The organism is Hyphomonas atlantica corrig. (assembly GCF_000682715.1).
In the GTDB taxonomy this organism is placed as follows: domain Bacteria; phylum Pseudomonadota; class Alphaproteobacteria; order Caulobacterales; family Hyphomonadaceae; genus Hyphomonas; species Hyphomonas atlantica.
In genome coordinates this window covers 1-18,241 of the sequence record NZ_AWFH01000007.1, presented here as the reverse complement: position 1 = coordinate 18,241, position 18,241 = coordinate 1, and the positions used below count along the sequence as shown (strand labels likewise).

Genomic DNA, 18,241 nt, shown 5'->3' with positions numbered 1-18,241 from the left:
ACCCGGCTTTCAAGAGGCGCCACTCACTCCGCCGCTGTCTTGGAGCCGTCGTCTTCGTCCAGAACTTCCAGCATGCGGATGGCGCTGTCGGCGATGACGGTGCCCGGCGGGAAGATGGCGGAAGCGCCGGCGGCGTAGAGCGCGTCGAAATCCTGTGGCGGAATCACGCCGCCGACAATGATCTGCGTGTGCGCCGCGCCTTCATTGCCGAGCGCGCGTTTCAGTTCCGGCACCAGCGTGAGGTGGCCCGCCGCGAGCGAGGAGGCGGCGACAATGTCGACCCCGGCCTTTCGAGCGTCGGCGGCGGCCTCTTCCGGTGTTTGGAACAGCGGGCCGATCTCGACATCCCAGCCGAGGTCCATCAGAGCGGAGGCGACAACCTTCTGTCCACGGTCGTGTCCGTCCTGACCCATCTTGGCAATGTAGACCTTCGGTTTGCGGCCATGTTTCTTCTCGAAATCTGAAGCAAGCGTTGCGGCGGCCTCGGCCTTGTCGTCGCCCTTCACGCCGCCGCCATAGACGCCCTTGATGGAGCGGATGACAGCCTGGTGGCGGCCCTGGCTGCGCTCGACAGCTTCGGAAATCTCGCCCACCGTGGCCTTCGCGCGGGCGGCGTCCACGGCTAGCGCGAGCAAATTGCCCTCGGTGCCGGCGGCGGCCCTGGCGATTGCGTCCAGCTTGGCGGTGACCTCTGCCTCGTCGCGTTCGGATTTCAGGCGAGCCAGCTTGTCCAGCTGCATACGGCGCACGGCGGCATTGTCTACCTTCAGCACAGGGACGTCTTCTTCCTCGTCCAGAAGGAATTTGTTCACGCCGACCACGGTCTGCGTGCCGCTGTCGATGCGGGCCTGCGTATTGGCCGCGGCTTCCTCAATTCGTAGCTTCGGCAGGCCTTCCTCAATGGCCTTGGCCATGCCGCCCATCTTTTCGACTTCGGCGATGTGGGCGAGGGCCTTTTCGGCAAGGTCATGCGTCAGGCGTTCGACATAGTAGGAGCCGCCCCACATGTCGATCGTCTGGCAGGCGCCGCCTTCCTGTTGCAGGAAGAGCTGCGTGTTGCGGCTGATCCGGGCGGAGAAGTCGGTCGGCAGGGCGAGGGCCTCATCGAAGCTGTTCGTGTGCAGCGACTGGGTCTGGCCGCCCGTGGCTGCTATGGCCTCAAGGCAGGTGCGGATGACATTGTTGTAGACGTCCTGCGCGGTCAGGGACCAGCCGGAGGTTTGCGAGTGTGTCCGCAGGCTGAGGGATTTCGGGTTCTTCGGGTTGAACTCTTCCTTCACGAGCTTTGCCCAGAGCAGGCGCGCGGCGCGCATCTTGGCGACTTCCATGAAGGTGTTCATGCCGATGGCCCAGAAGAAGGACAGGCGCGGCGCAAAGGCATCGACATCGAGGCCGGCAGCGACACCGGCGCGGATGTACTCAATGCCGTCGGCGAGGGTGTAGGCCAGTTCCAGATCCGCCGAGGCGCCCGCTTCCTGCATGTGATAGCCGGAAATCGAGATCGAGTTGAATTTCGGCATGTTCTGCGAGGTGTAGGCAAAGATATCCGAAATGATCCGCATCGATGGCTTGGGCGGATAGATATAGGTGTTCCGCACCATGAACTCTTTCAGAATGTCGTTCTGAATGGTTCCCGCGAGCTTTTCCGGGCCGACACCCTGTTCCTCGGCTGCGACGATGTAGAGTGCGAGGATGGGCAGAACCGCGCCGTTCATGGTCATGGACACCGACATCTTGTCCAGAGGGATGCCGGAGAAGAGCGTGCGCATGTCATAGATGGAGTCGATGGCGACGCCCGCCATGCCGACATCCCCGGACACGCGGACATGGTCGGAATCATAACCGCGGTGTGTGGCCAGGTCGAAGGCGACCGAGAGGCCTTTCTGACCGGCGGCCAGGTTGCGGCGATAGAAGGCGTTGGAGTCTTCCGCCGTGGAGAAGCCAGCATACTGACGAACCGTCCAGGGCTGGTTCGTATACATGGTCGGGTAAGGCCCGCGTCCGAAGGGGGCAAGGCCTGGATAATCGTCCAGGAAGTCGAGCCCCTTGCGGTCGTCGGCGGTATAGGTGGATTTGACGGCGACACCTTCCGGCGTCTCCCAAGCCTCGCCAAGGTCTGGCGACTTGGCCTTTGCATCTGGCGTGCCGAGATCGAGTTTCGTGAAGTCGGGGAAATTGGTCATTGGGCCACTCCCAAATTTGCGTGGGCGAGTTTCAGCGTGTGTAGCACATCGCAGCCCATGAAGATGTTGGAATCGATGCTGTCGCCTTCGAACTTGCCAGCGAGCCAGACATGCAGTGCGCCAGCGGCTTTCAGCGCCTTGGCGGTTTCGACGGCTTCGTCTTTGTAGCGCGCATCGGCACCGCAGATGCAGGCGATCTTGCTGCTGGAGGCCTTGAACGCGGCGGCGGCTTCGGATGGGGATTGCGGCGGCACAGGGGGCTGCGTCGCCTCAAGGCCGCCAGCGGCGAAGAGGTTTCGGGCAAAGTCTGCGCGGGCATTGTGTTCGGCAAGCGGGCCGAGCGTCGCCAGGAAGATGCTTGGGCGCTTGGGCGCAGCACTCGCCGCATCGCGCAGGGCTTCATAGTCTTCCGCAAGACGAATGCGCGGCAGGGCTTCGGCGGTGGCATCGGCCTCGTCTGCGGGCAGGTCAGCCGTCACGAAACGCGCGAAGCCTTCGTTCGAGATGCCGTCCTTTGGCGTGACGGAGGGCGCGTCCGCGACCGGCGCGGCGATCTCGTCCAGCAGCGGGAACTCACTGACGCCCGTGATCGGAACCTTGCGTTTGGCGATGTCCTTGGCGCGCGCCTCGCGCTTCTCGGCGATCCGTTTCTGGAAGCTGCCCGCGATCAGGGAGTCGGCATAGCCGCCTTCGGCTTCGAGGGTCTGGAATTCCTTCCAGGCTGCTTCGGCCAGATCGTCCGCAAAGGTTTCGGTAAACCATGCGCCTCCGGTTGGGTCGGCCACGCGGCCAAGCTGGCTTTCCTCCATCGCGATCAATTGCGTGTTCCGCGCGATGCGCCGCCCGAGGCCTTCGGGAATGCCGAGCGCCTCATTGAAGGGGCGGATGGTGAGAATGTCTGCGCCGCCCACTGCACCCGCAAACGCCGCCGCCGTCGTGCGCAGCATGTTCGTCCAGGCGTCATAACGCGACAAAATGCGACCAGACGAGACAGCCTGCAAACGCATGGGAACAGGTTGCAGCTCCATGGCGTCAAGAATACGCGCCCAGAGACGACGGGCTGCGCGTAGTTTTGCGACACCGAGACCGTAATTGCTGTCGAGCGCGATTGCGAAGCTCATGCGTGGGACAAGCGCAGAAATATCCGCGCGATTGTCCAGCCGGCGCAGCGTGTCCACGGCGCTGGCGATCAGGGTGGCCAGCTCCTGCGCGTCGGAGCCGCCAGCTTCATGCACCATGCGGGCATCAATGCGGATCAGGCCGGCTTCCGGATAGGCGTCGCCAAGGCTGTTGGCCGCTGCCGAGAGGCGCGCAAAGGCGCCGTTCAATCCACCCGACAGCTTGCCCGTGCGGGCAAGGCACCCGAGCGGGTCCATGTTGAAATCGAATTTCTGACTGGCGGGAGTATCTTGCTCCTGTCCCCACAGACCGAGCAGCGTGGCCGCGGTGACACCAGAGCCTGCGCCATGGTCAAGTGCGATAGGGGCGATGTCCGCGCGCAGGCCATTCAGCGCTGTGCGGAAATCTTCCAGCGTGGTGATCTGCACGCCGTTTGCGCCTGTGCAATCGAGCTTCAGTTCGACGGACATGACCCCACGCTCGAGATCACGCAGGATTTCTTCATTCGTTGTGACCGGTGATGGATGCGCGAATGCCTGACGAATATCCCACGGCGCAAACCGGTCCGGCGCAGCGGTGGGCCCGCGGAGATACGGGGCCACGCCTGGTGTGCCCAGCGGGTCGGTGGCTGCGGGGAAATCACTCTCCCGATAGAGCGGGTGGATCTCCAGCCCGTCCACGGTCTTGCGTGTAATCGAATCAATGCCGCGGCCCTTCAGGACCTTGTCGACGCTGGCGAGCCATTCGGCTTCGGTGGCGTCGGGAAACCCGCTGCTCAGGGGAAGGAGATCATCTGCCATGCCGGGGATTTAGTCCGAACCGGGGGCGCTTGTGAACTGCTAACGATAGGTCAAGGACACTTGGTCGCTTGACTCTCTTCTTCGACTCCGTGAGAATGAGAATTGTTCGCATATAGGGAGTGAGTCATGTCCGCCAAGCTCTTGCCGTTTCAGCCTGTTTCAGAGCCGCTTGCAGCGGCAGGGGGCCGGCATGAAGCCTTGAGGGACTGGATGGAAACGCACACCCGCATTCTGGGCTTCTGGATGGACCGTCTCATTGAAGACGGGGATTCAGAGGACATCGTATCCATGCTTCATCGCCAGCAAAGCTGGTTGGCCATGATGCAGGACCGGCTGGTCGGGGGATGAGGGATCCCCGGCCAGTCGGAAGTTCTCTCCAATGCGTGAGAGCTATTAGTCGCGCAAACTGAAAAGCCGGTACGGGAATTCCGTACCGGCTTCTTTTTTCGTCGGACAGGCGGGCGTGATTATTCGCCCGGCATCGGATCGATGGGCTCGATCGTGCCGTCTTCGTTGATCGTCAGTTCGGCAATCTTCACATTGCGCAAATGGCTTTTCCCGCTCAGCTGAACGTCGTGATAGGCCAGATAATATTTGCCGTCATGCTCGAAGATTGAGTGGTGATTGGTCCAACCTTCAACTGGCTGATTGACGACACCCTGATAGGTAAACGGGCCATAGGGACTGTCGCCTGTCGCATAGACGATCAGATGCGTATCGCCTGTTGAATAGGAGAGGTAGTATTTGTCGCCAATCTTGTTGACCCAGGCCGCCTCGAAGAAGCGACGTGCATGGTCCTTCGCTTTGATCGGATCGCCATTCTCATCAAGGATCATCACGTCTTTCGGGGCTTCTGCAAAGGACACCATGTCGTCACCCATGCGGGCGATTTTCGGCATCAGGGCGACATCGTCCGGCTGGCCGGCTTCGTCATCATTGGTCAGGGGATCATCATTGACGAGATCGGTGTTGAGGCCGGGATCAGCATTGTATTCGCCTGTCGCCCAGCGTTGCAGCTGGCCGCCCCAGATGCCGCCGAAATACATGTAGTATTCGCCATCCGTATCTTCGAAGACGCTCGGGTCCATCGAGAACGAACCTTCGATCGGTTCCGGCTCAGCGGTGAACGGGCCCGTCGGACTGTCAGAGATGGCGGCGCCGATATAGAAGACGCCGTCCGCATCCTTGGCCGGGAAATAGAGATAGTATTTGCCATCCTTGTGCGCGGCATCCGGGGCCCACATCTGCTGCGCGGCCCAGGCGACATCGTCCACATCCAGCGCAACATCGTGGATGGTCACGTCGCCGCCGACTTCATCCATCGAGAGGACGATATAATCGCGCATCGCATACTGGCTGCCGAGATCATCTTCAGGGATGCCGGCGTCATAGTCGTGGCTTGGGTAGACATAGATGCGGCCATCGTCCCAAACGTGCACCGACGGGTCTGCGGTGAAGATTCCGGAGACAAGCGGTTGGACAAGATATTTCGACTCCGATGGTTCGGTGTCAGCTGTTTCTGAGACTTCGGCGGGTGGTGTGGCGACCTCTGTGTCGGCGCTCTGGTCTGTCGGTTCGCCGGAACAGGCAGCCGCTGCTGCCAGTATGATAGCGCTACCAAAAGTCAGGCTGAAGTTTCGCATTCCGTTTTTCTCCCTCGGACAAAATTCTTTGGCACTGTTGTGGATGCCCGGTACTCTGGCCTGAACAGCAGTTGAGGGCAAGAGGTCTCCGCAACGTCACGCCTTGCCCAACATGGATCAAGCGATAGTTTCCGTTTACGTAAACGACGTCGTTATCAGGTGAGGTAATTTCTCATGGCACTGCCCCCCATTCTCCAGAACCTGCGCATCCCGGTCATCGGGTCGCCACTGTTTATCATCTCAAATCCGGACCTCGTGATCGCCCAGTGCAAGGCGGGCGTGGTCGGCAGTTTCCCGGCGCTGAACGCCCGGCCGGAACACGTGCTTGACGAGTGGCTCGACAAGATCACGACAGAACTGGCCGAATACAATGAAAAGAACCCGGATCGCCCGGCGGCGCCCTTTGCGGTGAACCAGATTGTCCACAAGACGAACAACCGCCTCGATCATGACGTGGAAATGTGCGTGAAGTACAAGGTGCCAGTGGTGATCACATCATTGGGCGCGCGTCAGGAAGTGAATGATGCCATCCACTCCTATGGTGGTATCGTGCTGCACGACATCATCAATGTTGTCTTCGCGCACAAGGCGCTGGAGAAGGGCGCAGATGGTCTGATCGCCGTCTGCTCCGGGGCAGGTGGCCATGCGGGCACCCTGTCGCCTTTCGCGCTGATTCAGGAGATCCGCCAATTCTTTGACGGACCACTTGCGCTGTCGGGCTCCATCGCCAATGGCGGGTCCATCGCAGCGGCGCAGGCGCTCGGCGCGGATCTCGCCTATATCGGCTCGGCCTTCATCTCGTGCGACGAAGCGAACGCTGTTGATGGATACAAGGACATGATTGTCGATTCCAAAGCGGGCGACATTGTCTATTCGAACTTGTTCACCGGCGTGCATGGCAATTACCTCGCACCATCCATTTCAAAGGCCGGGCTTGACCCCAACAATCTGCCTGAGAGTGATCCGAGCGCGATGAATTTCGGGTCCGGCGGCAATCAGGAAGCCAAGGCCTGGAAAGACATCTGGGGGTGTGGCCAGGGCATTGGTGCCATCGACAAGCGGATGCCGACGTCAGAATTCGTCGACAAGCTGGCCCGGGAGTATGACGAGGCCCGTGCCGCTCTTGCCAAGCGTCAGGCGTTCGGCGTGGCTCCGGTGGCTGCGGAGTAGGTTCGTCTTCTCCCCGAACTGAACATTGAAGGCGCCCCTGAAATCCGCGTGATTTCAGGGGCGTTGTATGTTCTGCGCCGTTTCCAATCCGGCAGGGACTGGCCCGTGTCAGCCTCGGGACATGTTGATCCCGTCTGTTTCCCTCTTCGATGCGCATGGCTGGCGCTGGCCGCATTTTTCTCCCAGAGAGCTCGCGTGCAAATGCGCCGGCCAGTTCTGTGAAGGCGAGTACTGGCATGATTCAAAATTTCTGGATTCGCTGGAGACATTGCGCGCTCGGGTCGGGGGCCCCTTGTTCATCAATTCCGGTCATCGATGCGAAGGATGGAACGCAGAGATTGGCGGCGCGCCGCAATCCCGACATCTGGAAATGGCGGTCGACATTTCCCTGATCGGCCACGACCGGTTCGCGCTCCTCTCTGCGGCGGAGGAACTCGGTTTCACCGGTATCGGTCTCGGGCGAAACTTCCTGCATCTGGATCGGCGTGAACAGCCCGCGCGCTGGTACTATAAGAGGAGCCGGGCAAAATGGCGGAGCTGATCGGTCTGGCCGCGAGCGCGGCAGGGGGCGGCGTGTTCGGCCTGCTCGGTACGATGATCGGCCGCGCCGCCGGATATTTCGAACAGCGCCAGTCGCAGGCGCATGAGCGGTCCCGCTGGCAACATGAGTCCCACCTTGCTGGAATGGAGTTGCAGGCGCTCCGGGAAGAGAGCGAAGCAGCAGAGCGGCTGGCCGAAACCTCGGGTCGCTGGCAGGGGCTGGCGGCGTCGATACAGGCGGAGGCGGCGATTGGGGAAAGCTACGCTTGGGTGAATGCCGTACGTGCGCTGACCCGGCCCATTCTGACCCTGCTGTTATGGCTGATCACCTGGCTGGTCTTTCTCGCATCGCCTGAGACAGAGCAGGCGAAGATCGTCGAGACGGCTACATTCGCGGCAACCGCGGCAACACTTTGGTGGTTTGGGGATCGCGGGGCACAGCGCAACGCGCGTTGACCGGCAGGCGCGCACCGGTCCATCCTGTCTCAAACACCAGAGGGCAGGCGACATGGGCGACTATATTCTCGTCATTGATGAGGGCACCACATCCACGCGGGCAATCGTGTTCGACCGCGACCTGAATGAAGTCGCGCTGGCGCAGGAAGAGGTGCCGCTGACTTATCCGAATGATGGTTGGGTTGAGCAGGACGGCGAGGAGATCTGGGAGAAGACGCTCGGCGTGTGCCGCTCTGCGATTGCGGAGGCGGGCGGCGCAGAGCGTATTGCCGGCATCGGCATCACCAATCAGCGCGAGACGACGCTCGTCTGGGATCGTGCGACAGGAACGCCCGTCGCCCCGGCCATCATCTGGCAGGATCGTCGCACGGCAGAAACCTGTGACCGCCTGCGCAAACAGGGTCATGAAGCCGCTGTGCACGAAGAGACGGGCCTGCTGATCGATCCCTATTTTTCCGGCACGAAGATTGGCTGGATACTGGATAATGTGGATGGTGCCCGCGCGCGCGCCGAGGCGGGAGAGTTGGCCTTCGGCACAATCGAGAGCTTCCTGATCTGGAAGCTGACCGGCGGTGCATCCCACGTTACGGACGTGACCAATGCGTCTCGGACCTTGCTCTACCGCCTTGGCCTGGGCGGGGATGCTGGCTGGAGCGAATCCATGTGCAGCCTTCTGGGTGTGCCGAAACCCCTGCTTCCAGAGATAAGACAGAACGCGGATGATTTTGGAACGAGTGCTGCGGCCTTGCTCGGAAAGGCATTGCCGATCCTGTCAGCGGCGGGTGACCAGCAATCTGCGCTTGTTGGTCAGGCTTGCCTGGATGTGGGAACAGCCAAGATTACATATGGCACCGGGGCGTTCCTGGTGGCCAATTGCGGGCTGGATCGACCGCAATCGGTCAACCGCCTGCTGGGCACAATTGGCTATGAAGCGCCGGGCCGGGGCGCGATGGCGCTGGAAGGGTCGATCTTCAATGCCGGTACAATCGTCCAATGGCTGCGCGATGATTTGCGCCTGATCGAAGATGCGGCGGAAAGCGCGGAAATAGCGGCCAGCCTGCCAGGCAATGGCGGTGTCTACATCGTCCCGGCTTTTACCGGACTTGGTGCGCCGCATTGGGAAGCGGATGCCCGCGGCACGATCACGGGCATTACGCGGGCCACGACTGCGGAGCATCTGGTCCGCGCTGGCCTTGAATCCGTTGCGTATCAGACGCGGGATCTGCTCGACGCATTCGAGGCAGACGGTGTCGCGATCAAGGAGCTGCGCGTCGATGGCGGTATGGTTGCAAATGACTGGCTGATGCAATTCATAGCCGATATTTGCGAGCGGCCTATTCTGCGGCCGGACTATCGCGAGATGACAGCGCTTGGTGCGGCAGCTCTGGCCGGGATGCAGCTGGGCTGGCTATCCGCCGATGACTGGGCCAGCCGCACCGTTCCGGGCACGCGGTTCGAGCCCCAAATGGAAAAGACCGCGTCCGCCCGCCTTCGCCGCGGCTGGGCCACCGCCCTGAAAAAAACGCTGGCCTGATCCCTGCACATTGTCAGAGACAAAAGAAAAAGGGCGGGCCCGGAGGACCACCCTTTCTAGTTCGAAATCCTAACACACCGGCGATGTGGGATCGGCTCGGTGCGCTTGATGATTTGCAAGGGATCAGTTCACGCGAATGACGACTTTTCCGATCTTGTCGGTGCTGGCCATATAGGCGACGGCTTCGTTGGCCTGGTCGAAATCATAGACGCGGTCGATGATCGGTTTGATGTTGTGCTTTGAGACTGCGTTGATCAGATCTTCGTACATTTTCCGGCTACCAACAATCACGCCGCGAATATCGATGTTCTTGATGATGAGCAAAGGAAGGCGCAGGAGCGGGGGCATCGCGCGGGCTTCACGGTCAGAGGAAACCGGGCTGTGCCCAAGAAACATCACCCGGCCGCACGATGCGCAGGATTCCAGGCACTGATCCATTTCAGATGTGCCGACATTGTTGATGACAGCTTCAGCGCCGCGGCCACCCGTTAATTCCATCACCTGTTTGGACCATTCCGGATGCGTCCGGTAATTGATGACATCGTTCGCGCCCAGCTCTTTCATCTTTGCCAGTTTTTCGTCGCTGGACGAGGTAACGATGACGCGTGCACCCAGCATCTTTGCCCATTGCATGGCGAAAACGGAAACCCCGCCCGTGCCGATCGTGACAACGGTTTCGCCCGCCTTGACCTGGCCGGTGGCAACCACGGCGTTCCATGCCGTCAGTCCTGCGCTGGGCAGGGTGGATGCGTCTTCAAAGGAGATATTCTCGGGCAGCTTGACCACAGCCTCGGCCGATACAATGGCCTTCTCCTGCATGAACCCATCAATCGTTTGCCCATGATCAATGTGCCGCATTTCAAAGTCCCACGGGCCATCGATCCATTGATTGTAATGGATCGTCGAGATGCGGTCGCCAGGCTTTACATTGGTGACGCCTTCACCGACGGCCAGAACTTCGCCGGCATTGTCTGCGCACACAACGCGCTCGCTGGGCGGGGGTCCCATGGCGGTGCCGGTTGTCCAGATCTGAAAGTCACGCGCATTTGGACCGGTTGCACGCACTTTCATGAGGACTTCACCGGGGCCGGGCGTCGGATCGGGACGGTCTACCGGCGCCAGTTGTTTGGTGTTGATGTAGTCTCCAATGACGTACGCCTTCATGTGGGCTGCTTCCTTCCGTGACTGATCGGCAATTGTTTTCACGGGCGTCGCGCGAGGGCAAGGCAAAAGATATACCAAAGTTTGATGGTGAGCCTGAGTGAGCATGATTTCATGCGGCGTGCTCGTCTCTCATGCACGTCCATTTCGCCAAATCGAACTGAGGCTCAGCGTTTCCCGAGAGGGACCACATCCGCGTCAGCGATCTCTTGCGAAATGAGGGGAAATCCTGGTGCCACTGAGCGGAGATCTCTTAAACTCTCCGATTGAAGTGGACGAACTATTTGAAAGCTTACGATATTTCGAAGACCAACTTCAACCATATCGTTATGAGCTTGAGGAGCTGGGCTTATGAGGAGACCCGGCGGACCCAAGACATATGAAAGCTTCTCGGAGGCGGCGGGACACGGCGATGTAAAAATCCGGCCTGCCCGAACCAAACGCGGCGCGCCGTTCTCCCTGCGCCTGACGAAACAAGAACGAGACGAGCTTGCGGACAAGGCTAACGGTCAACCTTTGGGCGCTTACATCAAGTCGCGCCTGTTCACAGGACCGCATTATCGCTCCCGCGCGCGGCAGGTGGATCGCGAAGCGCTTGGCAAAGTGCTGGGCGCTTTGGGTCAGTCGCGCATTTCTCAGAACCTCAATCAGATCGCCAAGGCTGCGAATATCGGGGCATTGCCTCTCACGCCTGATCTGATCGAAGAGCTTCGTGAAACTTGCGCCGAGCTAAAATCTTTGCGGCAGGATATCATGGCTGCGCTTGGCTATGGGGGCCGCACGCCATGATCCTGCACGGTAATGCCAGAGGCGGCGGGCGTGAGTTGGCGATTCACCTCATGCGCACCGATGAGAATGAACACGTCCAGGTGCATGATGTTGAAGGCTTCATGGCGGATGATGTGCGCGGAGCGTTTCAGGAGATTGAAGCGCTTGCCAAAGGCACACGCTGCCAAAAGCCTCTATTCTCGCTCAGCCTGTCACCACCCAAGGATGCCAATGCCAGTTCGAAGGACTTCGAGAAAGCGATTGCCAAGGCCGAAGACGCCTTGGGGCTGTCAGGTCAACCTCGCGTGATTGTCTTCCATGAGAAAGGCGAGCATCGAGATCGGCATTGCCATGTCGTCTGGTCACGGATTGATGCTGAAACCATGCGGGCCATTCCGATGCCGTTCAATCGGCTCAAGATGCGCGATGTCAGCCGCGAGTTGTTCATAGAGCATGGATGGACTGTACCGCGCGGCCTGATCAACAAAGCCGAGCGCAATCCGCTCAATTACACGCTTGAGCAATATCAGCAGGCCAAGCGCACAGGGCGTCATGCCGATGAGCTCAAAGCTGATTTGCAAGCGGCCTGGGCGATGAGTGACACACGCGCCGCCTTTGAACATGCATTACAGGATAAGGGCTTCCGGCTCGCGCGCGGGGGGCGGCGCGGCTTTGTCGTGATTGATCATCAGGAGGAAGTGATGAGCCTGCCGCGCTGGCTAGGTGTGAAGACCAAGATGGTGCGAGAGCGCTTGGGGCCGGAGAAGGACTTGCCCGATGTTGAATCGGCTCAAGCCCAATACGCCCGCGACATGGCGGAGAAGATGGGCGGGTTTGCGCAAGAGCTGAGAACCCGCAATGCGGCGCGTCTGGCTGAGCGCAGCACACAGAAACAGGCTCTCATTGAGCGTCAACGTGCCGAGCGCTCTGAAACGCTCCAGCGGATCGAGGAGCGCCGCATCGAAGAGGTTCGGGCAAGGCAGGCCAAATTCCCGAACGGTCTGCTTAAGCGGGCGTGGTCATGGCTGAACGGTGAGAATGCACGGATCAAGCGCGAGAATGAGGCCGAAGCGACAAAGGCGCAAATGCGGGATGAGGCGGAAAAACACGATTTGATTCAGCATCAGCGTGAACAGCGGCTCTTCTTCCAAAGGCGTATGGAAGAACGGCGTGACAAACTGAGCCAGCAACACCAAGAGATATCGCGGGAGCGCGCGGATTTTGAAGCGCGGGCTAACTTATCGCGGGAAGAGCGAAAGCAGGCGTTCATGGACCGTCGGCAAGCTGCATCTGGTCAGAGACGAGGGCCAGAGCCGGAGCGGTGATCTCTCATTCCAACTCGAGTCGAGTAATAAGTTTAGCCCGTTCACAGCATGAAATTGATATTCGATATCCATCAGGTTGATTGAATGCCTTTGTATTCATAGGCCCTTCATGTCAGGTGGAATATAACTCGAAAGACTGATGAGGGGGATGGATGTGAGAGCGGCTTGTTCATTGCGCAGGACAAACTGCAAGCTCGCCTGCTAGTAGGGTCGAGAGGCTCTTGGGGAATGGCATGTGAATAAGCTGGCTACGATTTTGTTCTTTTCGATCTTCGTTTCCTTTCATGCGATAGGACAAGAGACTTTCTCTGAGTATCGGCGATCACAAGCTTGTTCAGAGCGTCTTTTTGAGAAGATGGAGGATATTCAGTCTAGCCTTATCGGTCCCGAACAAATTCGAGGGTATGTTGGAGGGTATAGCGACCAAGCTATAAATCAAAGAATTCGTGTTCATGAGAAACTGAGGAATGAGTTGCGATCTCTATCGATGGAAGATTGTCTCCAGCCAGCGTTGTTGGCAAGCTTGAACTTGGATGTACATTTTCACTCAAAAGCAAGAATATTTTCTCTTTATAGAGACGGTAGGATTTCGAGAACAGAATTGGGCAGACAAATTGACGAAGAAATCGATCGCTACGAAGCTATAAACGCCCAGCTTCTTCTGGATAATAAAGACCATCTTGTAAGGATTAAGCTCGAACTAAAGGGTTTAGCGATTGGTTATATTCAGGATGCACTCATTGATGCTGGTTTTGCGGTTAAGCGTTCCAAGCAATTCGATCTAGCTACGGCCAGGGCGCTCAATTCTTTCATTCTGGCCTTACAAAAAGACAAGGATTATTGGGGGCAAGGGTGGAGCGATCCCGCAGACGGTCGTTACACGGAGAAATTTTCTCGCCACATACACTCGAAACTGGCTGGACGATCAAATAACCTGATAGTCATCCGTGCCGTGGACGCCCTTGATTTTTTGATGGAACAAGATGCGCTTCCAAAAGCCATTGCAAGAACGTCCAGCCCATTATCTCCATTTAATAAGTATAGCACCCAAGATAGACCCGTGGTAGCGCCTCCGAGGGGGGCGCCTGTGATAGATGAAAGAGGCTTGCAGAGATATCCTGTCTCCCCATCGGGCAAGGGCGATGAGAGTGGCGATAAAATCGTGGCTGCTTTGTTCATACCCGCGTTTCAGGGGTTCGCGCTTGAATGGGCGGATGAGATTTACTGCGAGTTTGTTTTTGAAGGCGATTTCTTGCCATGCCAGGAGGATGCCAAGACCCTGATTGAAGGTTATGAAAACGAATATGGTTGGCTCGCTATCGCCTCAAACATTGTAGGAGTCCTGCTCTCACCAGCGGGTCTCATTTTTGTTTTCTTTCTTGCCGGAACTACAAAAAGCTCATGGGAAGCTTTTAAAGGCGGGTTTACAGCGGAGGCCATTGAAGGCGGGCTTTCTGCTGCTGGTATCTACAACACTCACGGCGCGTTTCCTGGTGGGGAGTATTTTGTTCTCATGACGGCGGCAGCGGGGCTGGTCACTGGCATAGTCGCAGCATCTCGGGTAAAGAGGAAATAGTCACAGATTTGGCGAGAGGAACATCCCATGTCTTCCAGCATCAGGCTTCCGTTTCCAGGCATAGTCCTCGCCATTGCTTCTTTAGCCGCACCCACGCTCTCAGCTCAGGCGGAAAATCCCCGCGTTCAAGCCGGGGAAGCCATCGTCAAAGTCTTCAAAAAGGAAGGTGAAGAGATTACGGATGTTCGGCGCGCTGACCCATATAGAGCGCCACGTTATGATGCGCCCACGCCGACTACTCCGCCAGCAGCAGTCTTAGATGACGCAAACGCACTACTTCAACGAAAGCAAGGCGCGTTTTTCGCGGAACCGAGTGCTAAGTCTTCTGCCGACGCGGAACGGCTCAAACTGAAGTTGGAGAAAGAACAAGTTTCTCGGCAGCAAATGATTACGCCCACGCGAGAAGCGAGAACAATAGCAGATTCTTCAACGGCTAAGCCGTTTGGGGACGCGGAATTTTATGCTCGCGACTATGGGGGACAGGCGCAAGATTACTCCAAATTATCAAGTGAGCGTGCGACGCTTCGTGATGGGGGTTCTATGGAAACTCACTGGGTTGAGAATACAAAAACGGGCGATAGAGTGGCGATGAAGTCTATAGTCGAAGAATAAATCCGTACACAAATGAATAGCAATAGTGTACAGTTGTTCTATGAATATGTGCGATATTGCAACTCAAATGAAAAATTCAGAATTGCCTTTGCTCAAAGGAATCTTGCTTCTTAGGGATTTGTCTTGGAAAGCCCTGAAAGACGACGATGATCTACATCTTAGGATATCGGGTATAGATTCGCAGATTGACCACCTGGCTTATTTTATTGAGAACCCCGAAAATGCTCCGGCTGAGCGAGTAGATGAAATTTCGAAACGAACAGAATTCTTCAAAGAAAATATCTTGATTATCTGCGATGAGATACTTGCCAGAGGGATTTAGTGCTTTCTGAACATGTTCAGCACTTAAACAAATCCCTCTGCTGTGCGAGCATGTCATCAAGCGCGATCAAGTGAGCGAAATTATTGACCATGTGATTGTGCTTTAAGCTCAATGGCTACCGAGAGTGTTGATGGGCGCTCTGTTTCGGTTCGACATACAGTAACAAGAGATGATAAGATAATACATCAGCACCAAGAGCATTTTGGCTCATCTGGTTCTGTTAGGCGGTTTTCTGATGAATTAACAGGTGTTGAGACAATAGGAAGCCCGCCCAGAGTCGATACTTACTCAGACCTTACGAAGAAAATTGAAACAACAGATTGACGATATATTTTTTGAAATTCTGCTTCCGTCACTTACCAATACAGTGCCAACTGAGTCGGAACTTTCTGCATTAAAGGAAAGAATCAGCAGTTCAGACCAGTACACCTTTTCTGAGGCAGCATCGCTTTTAATGTTCTGTGACACGCAGTCCGTTGGTGACTTGGTAGGCATAGACGTTTTCACTCACGTTCACAGGATATCCGGTTCTTTTCAGCGAGTTGCCTTAGCGTGCCATTTTGCTTTGATAGGCCATATCACGTGGAAAGAGCTGGAGGCATTGATCAGTTGGCGTGGTATGGATGATGGTGAAATTGAAACCGTTCTTGGTGAGCTTGTGCGACTAGAATGCCATACATTCGATGATGGTTACTCGGATGGCATTGATGAGCAGCGTTTGTACCCTTTAGTAAAAACACTTTTGGAGTACAGCTTAAGCCAGATAAAGGATAATGAAGAATTTTAATCTTGAGAATTGTGTCTAGAAAGTGCGATAATGAAGCATGCCAATCAGGAAAGCCATTGATGATTTTGTATGTTTAAACGGGAACTATGAGACCTTAAAAGGAAACTTCAGTCCCTTTTTGTTTAATCATGATTCAGTTCAGGTAGAGCTTCGAATTGATAATCTGATTCATGCCATCAAAATGCTGAATCCTGATCAACTATCTGATTGGTGTGCAAATTTGGAAGCTTGCGAGTCGGTATACTACTCGCAAAAAGACGAAGAAAAATTGCACTTCCTGATTTCGGAGTTGGCGCCGCCTCGTTACTCGCTATCTAATGACCGAGAAAATTCTACAGTCTAGAGATTGTTTTTCAAAAGTGTTGGGCGTTTTAAGTTTACAGCCAATACTACAATAGTTCATCACCGCCATCTTCAGTCATTTCTTGATTGCTGATCGCTGTTGTCGGGGTTTGTTCTGTCTTCTGACGTACTGGAATAGTCGCAGCATCTCGGGTAAAGAGGAAATAGCCACGGATTTGGCGAGAAGGACATCCCATGTCTTCCAGCATCAGGCTTTCGTTTCCAGGCATAGTCCTCGCCATTGCTTCTTTAGCCGCATCCATGTTCTCTGCTCAGGCGGAAAATCCCCGCGTTCAAGCCGGGGAAGCCATCGTCAAAGCCTTCAAAAAAGAGGGCGACGAAATTACGGGCACCAGGAGGGCTAATGTTGAGCCATCCCCGCTCCCTGTTCGGTCAATTGAGCCCGTTGTTCCTCCCAGAGCCGTTGTAGACAAAGCGGATGGGCTTTTGCAGCGCAGGCAGGGGGCTTTCTTCACGGAATCTGGACCTCAACCGTTCAGCTCTGAAAAATCAGCGCTTGTTGATATGGCTCAGGCCGACAAGCGAACAGGCATGTCCTCTTCAGATATGCAGGCATACAAAGAATTAAATAGGGAACTCCCTAATCCTTTTCCTCGCGACAAAGTTCGGGGTCCCGAACGCCATTTAGATAGAAATTACAAGGAATGGCACGGGCATGTCGGCCCAATAAACCATATTCCAATCAAAGATAAATGATTGTACGATTTAGGTATGCTGATTTTGGATAAATATAATGGAGAATTGGAAGACCTATTTGATCAAGTAGGCTTAAAAAGTAGTACAATCAGCACAGGCGCAATACCCGGTCTCGCTAAGGATATCGGTGAATTATTTTTACTTCACAATTTTGGAGGTTGCGCGGGTTTGATACTCGTTCCCTCTGCCGCAGGATTTAATCTCTCACAGCTCGACCTGATCTGGGAGGCGGGGTTTGGGTGTTCTGTTGTAGATTTCTCTGGTGATGAAACCAGAGCCGACCTTATAGATGTCCTGACTGATTGGGGGTGGACCGGACCGTCCGATGAGAAGCCCGCCTGGTTGGTGTACGACTGAATCGCACAAGCAATCTAGAGATCAAACAAATCCCTCTGCCGTGCGAGCATGTCATCAAGCGCGATCAAGTGAGCGAAATTATTGACCATATGATTGTGCTTTAAGCTCAGGGCCGTGTGGATGTCGCCGCAGGACGTAATCTCGCTGTCATCCGGCAGTTGTCTATTTGTTTGACGAAGTTCTCTAATGCATTCGCGGTAACGGCTGAGGTCATTTCGTAAATCGCTCAAGAACTTTGCGCGCAGAATGCGAAGGGTTTCCGAGCGTTTTGGTTCTGCCATCTGATCGGCTGCTTTGATGTTCTCGCGGGCATAGCCCTGATAACCGCTTTGGCGTGTTGCTTCGAGGATGTCTCGGGGGCTGAGTGGCTGTCCGCCAAGGAAATAATACCAAGGATGCCCTGGGGAGTAGCCCCTATGCTCATGGGCGGGTGTAAAGGTCTGAACTTTCTTCATTGCTTAAGCCCTCCAGAATATGTGGATGGCTTCAAAGCCTGTCTCGATGGTCAGGATGTCATTGATTTCGCAGTCTCGGGCCATCGACTCCCAGTCGATGTAATATTGAAGGCTCTTTGGGATTTCGGTGCTTTGCTCGGTCATCTCCTGTACGAAGTCGGCAGTAGAGCAATATTGCCCCGCGTACTGATCGTTGATTGCGGTTTTCGCATCTTCAAGGCTGTCGAAATACGCGATAAGCTTGCCGCCGAGTTCGCCATGTTCAGCTGTGAATGCGGCAATCTCCGAGATACGCTCAAAACTCTCCCATTCACTGATGGTGGCGCCTTCAAAGCCTTCATAGTGTCGGGTAACAGGCCGGTGTTGCCACCGGC

21 protein-coding genes are annotated in these 18,241 nt (G+C 56.3%); 14 read left to right on the top strand and 7 right to left on the bottom strand.

Annotation, left to right across the window (positions count from 1 at the left end; genetic code table 11):
* Window positions 1-23: 23 nt before the first annotated feature.
* The gene (scpA, locus tag HY36_RS05990) at window positions 24-2,183 is read right to left on the bottom strand and encodes a methylmalonyl-CoA mutase (protein WP_035549870.1); all 2,160 of its coding nucleotides are present in this window, start codon (window positions 2,181-2,183) and stop codon (window positions 24-26) included.
* Window positions 2,180-4,102 carry a methylmalonyl-CoA mutase family protein gene (locus HY36_RS05985; RefSeq protein ID WP_035549867.1) on the bottom strand — a complete coding sequence of 641 codons (1,923 nt, stop codon included), beginning with the start codon at window positions 4,100-4,102 and terminating at the stop codon, window positions 2,180-2,182. The genes scpA and HY36_RS05985 overlap by 4 nt, the downstream gene beginning before the upstream one ends.
* Window positions 4,103-4,228: 126 nt before the next feature.
* Here HY36_RS05985 and HY36_RS05980 point away from each other — a divergent pair, with 126 nt between their 5' ends.
* Window positions 4,229-4,450: a hypothetical protein gene (locus HY36_RS05980; RefSeq protein WP_035549864.1), complete on the top strand. Its 222-nt coding sequence runs from the start codon at window positions 4,229-4,231 to the stop codon at window positions 4,448-4,450.
* Window positions 4,451-4,569: 119 nt separating this feature from the next.
* Here HY36_RS05980 and HY36_RS05975 read toward each other — a convergent pair whose 3' ends face one another.
* Window positions 4,570-5,745: a glycoside hydrolase family 43 protein gene (locus HY36_RS05975; protein WP_035549861.1), complete on the bottom strand. Its 1,176-nt coding sequence runs from the start codon at window positions 5,743-5,745 to the stop codon at window positions 4,570-4,572.
* 174 nt (window positions 5,746-5,919) lie between these two features.
* Here HY36_RS05975 and HY36_RS05970 point away from each other — a divergent pair, with 174 nt between their 5' ends.
* From HY36_RS05970 to glpK, 4 genes are all read left to right on the top strand, one after another.
* Entirely contained in the window at window positions 5,920-6,915 is a 996-nt protein-coding gene (locus HY36_RS05970; protein ID WP_035549859.1) for an NAD(P)H-dependent flavin oxidoreductase, read from the top strand.
* A 67-nt stretch (window positions 6,916-6,982) separates the two neighbouring features.
* Entirely contained in the window at window positions 6,983-7,456 is a 474-nt protein-coding gene (locus HY36_RS05965) for a D-Ala-D-Ala carboxypeptidase family metallohydrolase (protein ID WP_241764155.1), read from the top strand.
* Window positions 7,444-7,911 (top strand): hypothetical protein, encoded by a 468-nt coding sequence (locus HY36_RS05960; protein ID WP_035549856.1) that lies wholly within the window; start codon window positions 7,444-7,446, stop codon window positions 7,909-7,911. The genes HY36_RS05965 and HY36_RS05960 overlap by 13 nt, the downstream gene beginning before the upstream one ends.
* Before the next feature lie 52 nt (window positions 7,912-7,963).
* Entirely contained in the window at window positions 7,964-9,445 is a 1,482-nt protein-coding gene (gene glpK / locus HY36_RS05955) for a glycerol kinase GlpK (protein WP_035549853.1), read from the top strand.
* Between the two features lie 123 nt (window positions 9,446-9,568).
* On the opposite strand, the gene HY36_RS05950 is transcribed toward glpK, so the two are convergent.
* A complete protein-coding gene (locus tag HY36_RS05950) occupies window positions 9,569-10,609 on the bottom strand; it encodes a zinc-dependent alcohol dehydrogenase family protein (protein WP_051602547.1) in 1,041 nt (346 codons plus the stop codon).
* Window positions 10,610-10,957: 348 nt separating this feature from the next.
* On the opposite strand from HY36_RS05950, the gene HY36_RS05945 reads away from it, so the two are divergent.
* The 7 genes from HY36_RS05945 to HY36_RS18340 all read left to right on the top strand — a co-directional run bounded on the left by HY36_RS05945 (window position 10,958) and on the right by HY36_RS18340 (window position 16,339).
* Window positions 10,958-11,395: a plasmid mobilization relaxosome protein MobC gene (locus tag HY36_RS05945; protein ID WP_081806054.1), complete on the top strand. Its 438-nt coding sequence runs from the start codon at window positions 10,958-10,960 to the stop codon at window positions 11,393-11,395.
* Window positions 11,392-12,699 (top strand): relaxase/mobilization nuclease domain-containing protein, encoded by a 1,308-nt coding sequence (locus HY36_RS05940; RefSeq protein WP_051602546.1) that lies wholly within the window; start codon window positions 11,392-11,394, stop codon window positions 12,697-12,699. Before HY36_RS05945 ends, HY36_RS05940 begins: the two co-directional genes overlap by 4 nt.
* Before the next feature lie 235 nt (window positions 12,700-12,934).
* Entirely contained in the window at window positions 12,935-14,275 is a 1,341-nt protein-coding gene (locus HY36_RS05935; protein WP_035549850.1) for a hypothetical protein, read from the top strand.
* 27 nt (window positions 14,276-14,302) lie between these two features.
* A complete protein-coding gene (locus HY36_RS05930) occupies window positions 14,303-14,887 on the top strand; it encodes a hypothetical protein (protein ID WP_035549847.1) in 585 nt (194 codons plus the stop codon).
* Window positions 14,888-14,933: 46 nt separating this feature from the next.
* Window positions 14,934-15,209: a hypothetical protein gene (locus HY36_RS05925; RefSeq protein ID WP_162175951.1), complete on the top strand. Its 276-nt coding sequence runs from the start codon at window positions 14,934-14,936 to the stop codon at window positions 15,207-15,209.
* 307 nt (window positions 15,210-15,516) lie between these two features.
* Window positions 15,517-15,996: a hypothetical protein gene (locus HY36_RS05920; RefSeq protein WP_155841743.1), complete on the top strand. Its 480-nt coding sequence runs from the start codon at window positions 15,517-15,519 to the stop codon at window positions 15,994-15,996.
* A 37-nt stretch (window positions 15,997-16,033) separates the two neighbouring features.
* Entirely contained in the window at window positions 16,034-16,339 is a 306-nt protein-coding gene (locus HY36_RS18340; protein WP_155841741.1) for a hypothetical protein, read from the top strand.
* Window positions 16,340-16,385: 46 nt separating this feature from the next.
* Here the strand turns inward: HY36_RS18340 and HY36_RS05915 are convergent, their stop codons facing one another.
* Complete coding sequence (locus tag HY36_RS05915) at window positions 16,386-16,601, bottom strand: hypothetical protein (protein ID WP_162175950.1); 216 nt, start codon at window positions 16,599-16,601, stop codon at window positions 16,386-16,388.
* Here HY36_RS05915 and HY36_RS05910 point away from each other — a divergent pair.
* Together HY36_RS05910 and HY36_RS05905 are read left to right on the top strand one after the other, a co-directional pair.
* Entirely contained in the window at window positions 16,600-17,055 is a 456-nt protein-coding gene (locus HY36_RS05910) for a hypothetical protein (RefSeq protein WP_035549836.1), read from the top strand. The genes HY36_RS05915 and HY36_RS05910 overlap by 2 nt on opposite strands.
* Window positions 17,056-17,070: 15 nt before the next feature.
* Window positions 17,071-17,412: a hypothetical protein gene (locus HY36_RS05905; protein WP_155841734.1), complete on the top strand. Its 342-nt coding sequence runs from the start codon at window positions 17,071-17,073 to the stop codon at window positions 17,410-17,412.
* A 14-nt stretch (window positions 17,413-17,426) separates the two neighbouring features.
* Here HY36_RS05905 and HY36_RS05900 read toward each other — a convergent pair whose 3' ends face one another.
* On the bottom strand, window positions 17,427-17,867 hold the full coding sequence (locus HY36_RS05900; protein ID WP_035549832.1) for a hypothetical protein: 441 nt from the start codon (window positions 17,865-17,867) through the stop codon (window positions 17,427-17,429).
* A gap of 3 nt (window positions 17,868-17,870) precedes the next feature.
* Window positions 17,871-18,241: antirestriction protein ArdA (locus HY36_RS05895; RefSeq protein WP_035549829.1), on the bottom strand; the 371-nt coding region annotated here is incomplete at its 5' end.

What these genes read in the sequence shown, in the direction of transcription:
- scpA (WP_035549870.1), bottom strand. Translation starts at nt 2,183, where the DNA reads ATGACCAATTTCCCCGACTTCACGAAACTCGATCTCGGCACGCCAGAT.
- HY36_RS05985 (WP_035549867.1), bottom strand. Translation starts at nt 4,102, where the DNA reads ATGGCAGATGATCTCCTTCCCCTGAGCAGCGGGTTTCCCGACGCCACC.
- HY36_RS05980 (WP_035549864.1), top strand. Translation starts at nt 4,229, where the DNA reads ATGTCCGCCAAGCTCTTGCCGTTTCAGCCTGTTTCAGAGCCGCTTGCA.
- HY36_RS05975 (WP_035549861.1), bottom strand. Translation starts at nt 5,745, where the DNA reads ATGCGAAACTTCAGCCTGACTTTTGGTAGCGCTATCATACTGGCAGCA.
- HY36_RS05970 (WP_035549859.1), top strand. Translation starts at nt 5,920, where the DNA reads ATGGCACTGCCCCCCATTCTCCAGAACCTGCGCATCCCGGTCATCGGG.
- HY36_RS05965 (WP_241764155.1), top strand. Translation starts at nt 6,983, where the DNA reads ATGTTCTGCGCCGTTTCCAATCCGGCAGGGACTGGCCCGTGTCAGCCT.
- HY36_RS05960 (WP_035549856.1), top strand. Translation starts at nt 7,444, where the DNA reads ATGGCGGAGCTGATCGGTCTGGCCGCGAGCGCGGCAGGGGGCGGCGTG.
- glpK (WP_035549853.1), top strand. Translation starts at nt 7,964, where the DNA reads ATGGGCGACTATATTCTCGTCATTGATGAGGGCACCACATCCACGCGG.
- HY36_RS05950 (WP_051602547.1), bottom strand. Translation starts at nt 10,609, where the DNA reads ATGAAGGCGTACGTCATTGGAGACTACATCAACACCAAACAACTGGCG.
- HY36_RS05945 (WP_081806054.1), top strand. Translation starts at nt 10,958, where the DNA reads ATGAGGAGACCCGGCGGACCCAAGACATATGAAAGCTTCTCGGAGGCG.
- HY36_RS05940 (WP_051602546.1), top strand. Translation starts at nt 11,392, where the DNA reads ATGATCCTGCACGGTAATGCCAGAGGCGGCGGGCGTGAGTTGGCGATT.
- HY36_RS05930 (WP_035549847.1), top strand. Translation starts at nt 14,303, where the DNA reads ATGTCTTCCAGCATCAGGCTTCCGTTTCCAGGCATAGTCCTCGCCATT.
- HY36_RS05925 (WP_162175951.1), top strand. Translation starts at nt 14,934, where the DNA reads ATGTGCGATATTGCAACTCAAATGAAAAATTCAGAATTGCCTTTGCTC.
- HY36_RS18340 (WP_155841741.1), top strand. Translation starts at nt 16,034, where the DNA reads ATGCCAATCAGGAAAGCCATTGATGATTTTGTATGTTTAAACGGGAAC.
- HY36_RS05910 (WP_035549836.1), top strand. Translation starts at nt 16,600, where the DNA reads ATGTTCTCTGCTCAGGCGGAAAATCCCCGCGTTCAAGCCGGGGAAGCC.
- HY36_RS05915 (WP_162175950.1), bottom strand. Translation starts at nt 16,601, where the DNA reads ATGGATGCGGCTAAAGAAGCAATGGCGAGGACTATGCCTGGAAACGAA.
- HY36_RS05905 (WP_155841734.1), top strand. Translation starts at nt 17,071, where the DNA reads ATGCTGATTTTGGATAAATATAATGGAGAATTGGAAGACCTATTTGAT.
- HY36_RS05900 (WP_035549832.1), bottom strand. Translation starts at nt 17,867, where the DNA reads ATGAAGAAAGTTCAGACCTTTACACCCGCCCATGAGCATAGGGGCTAC.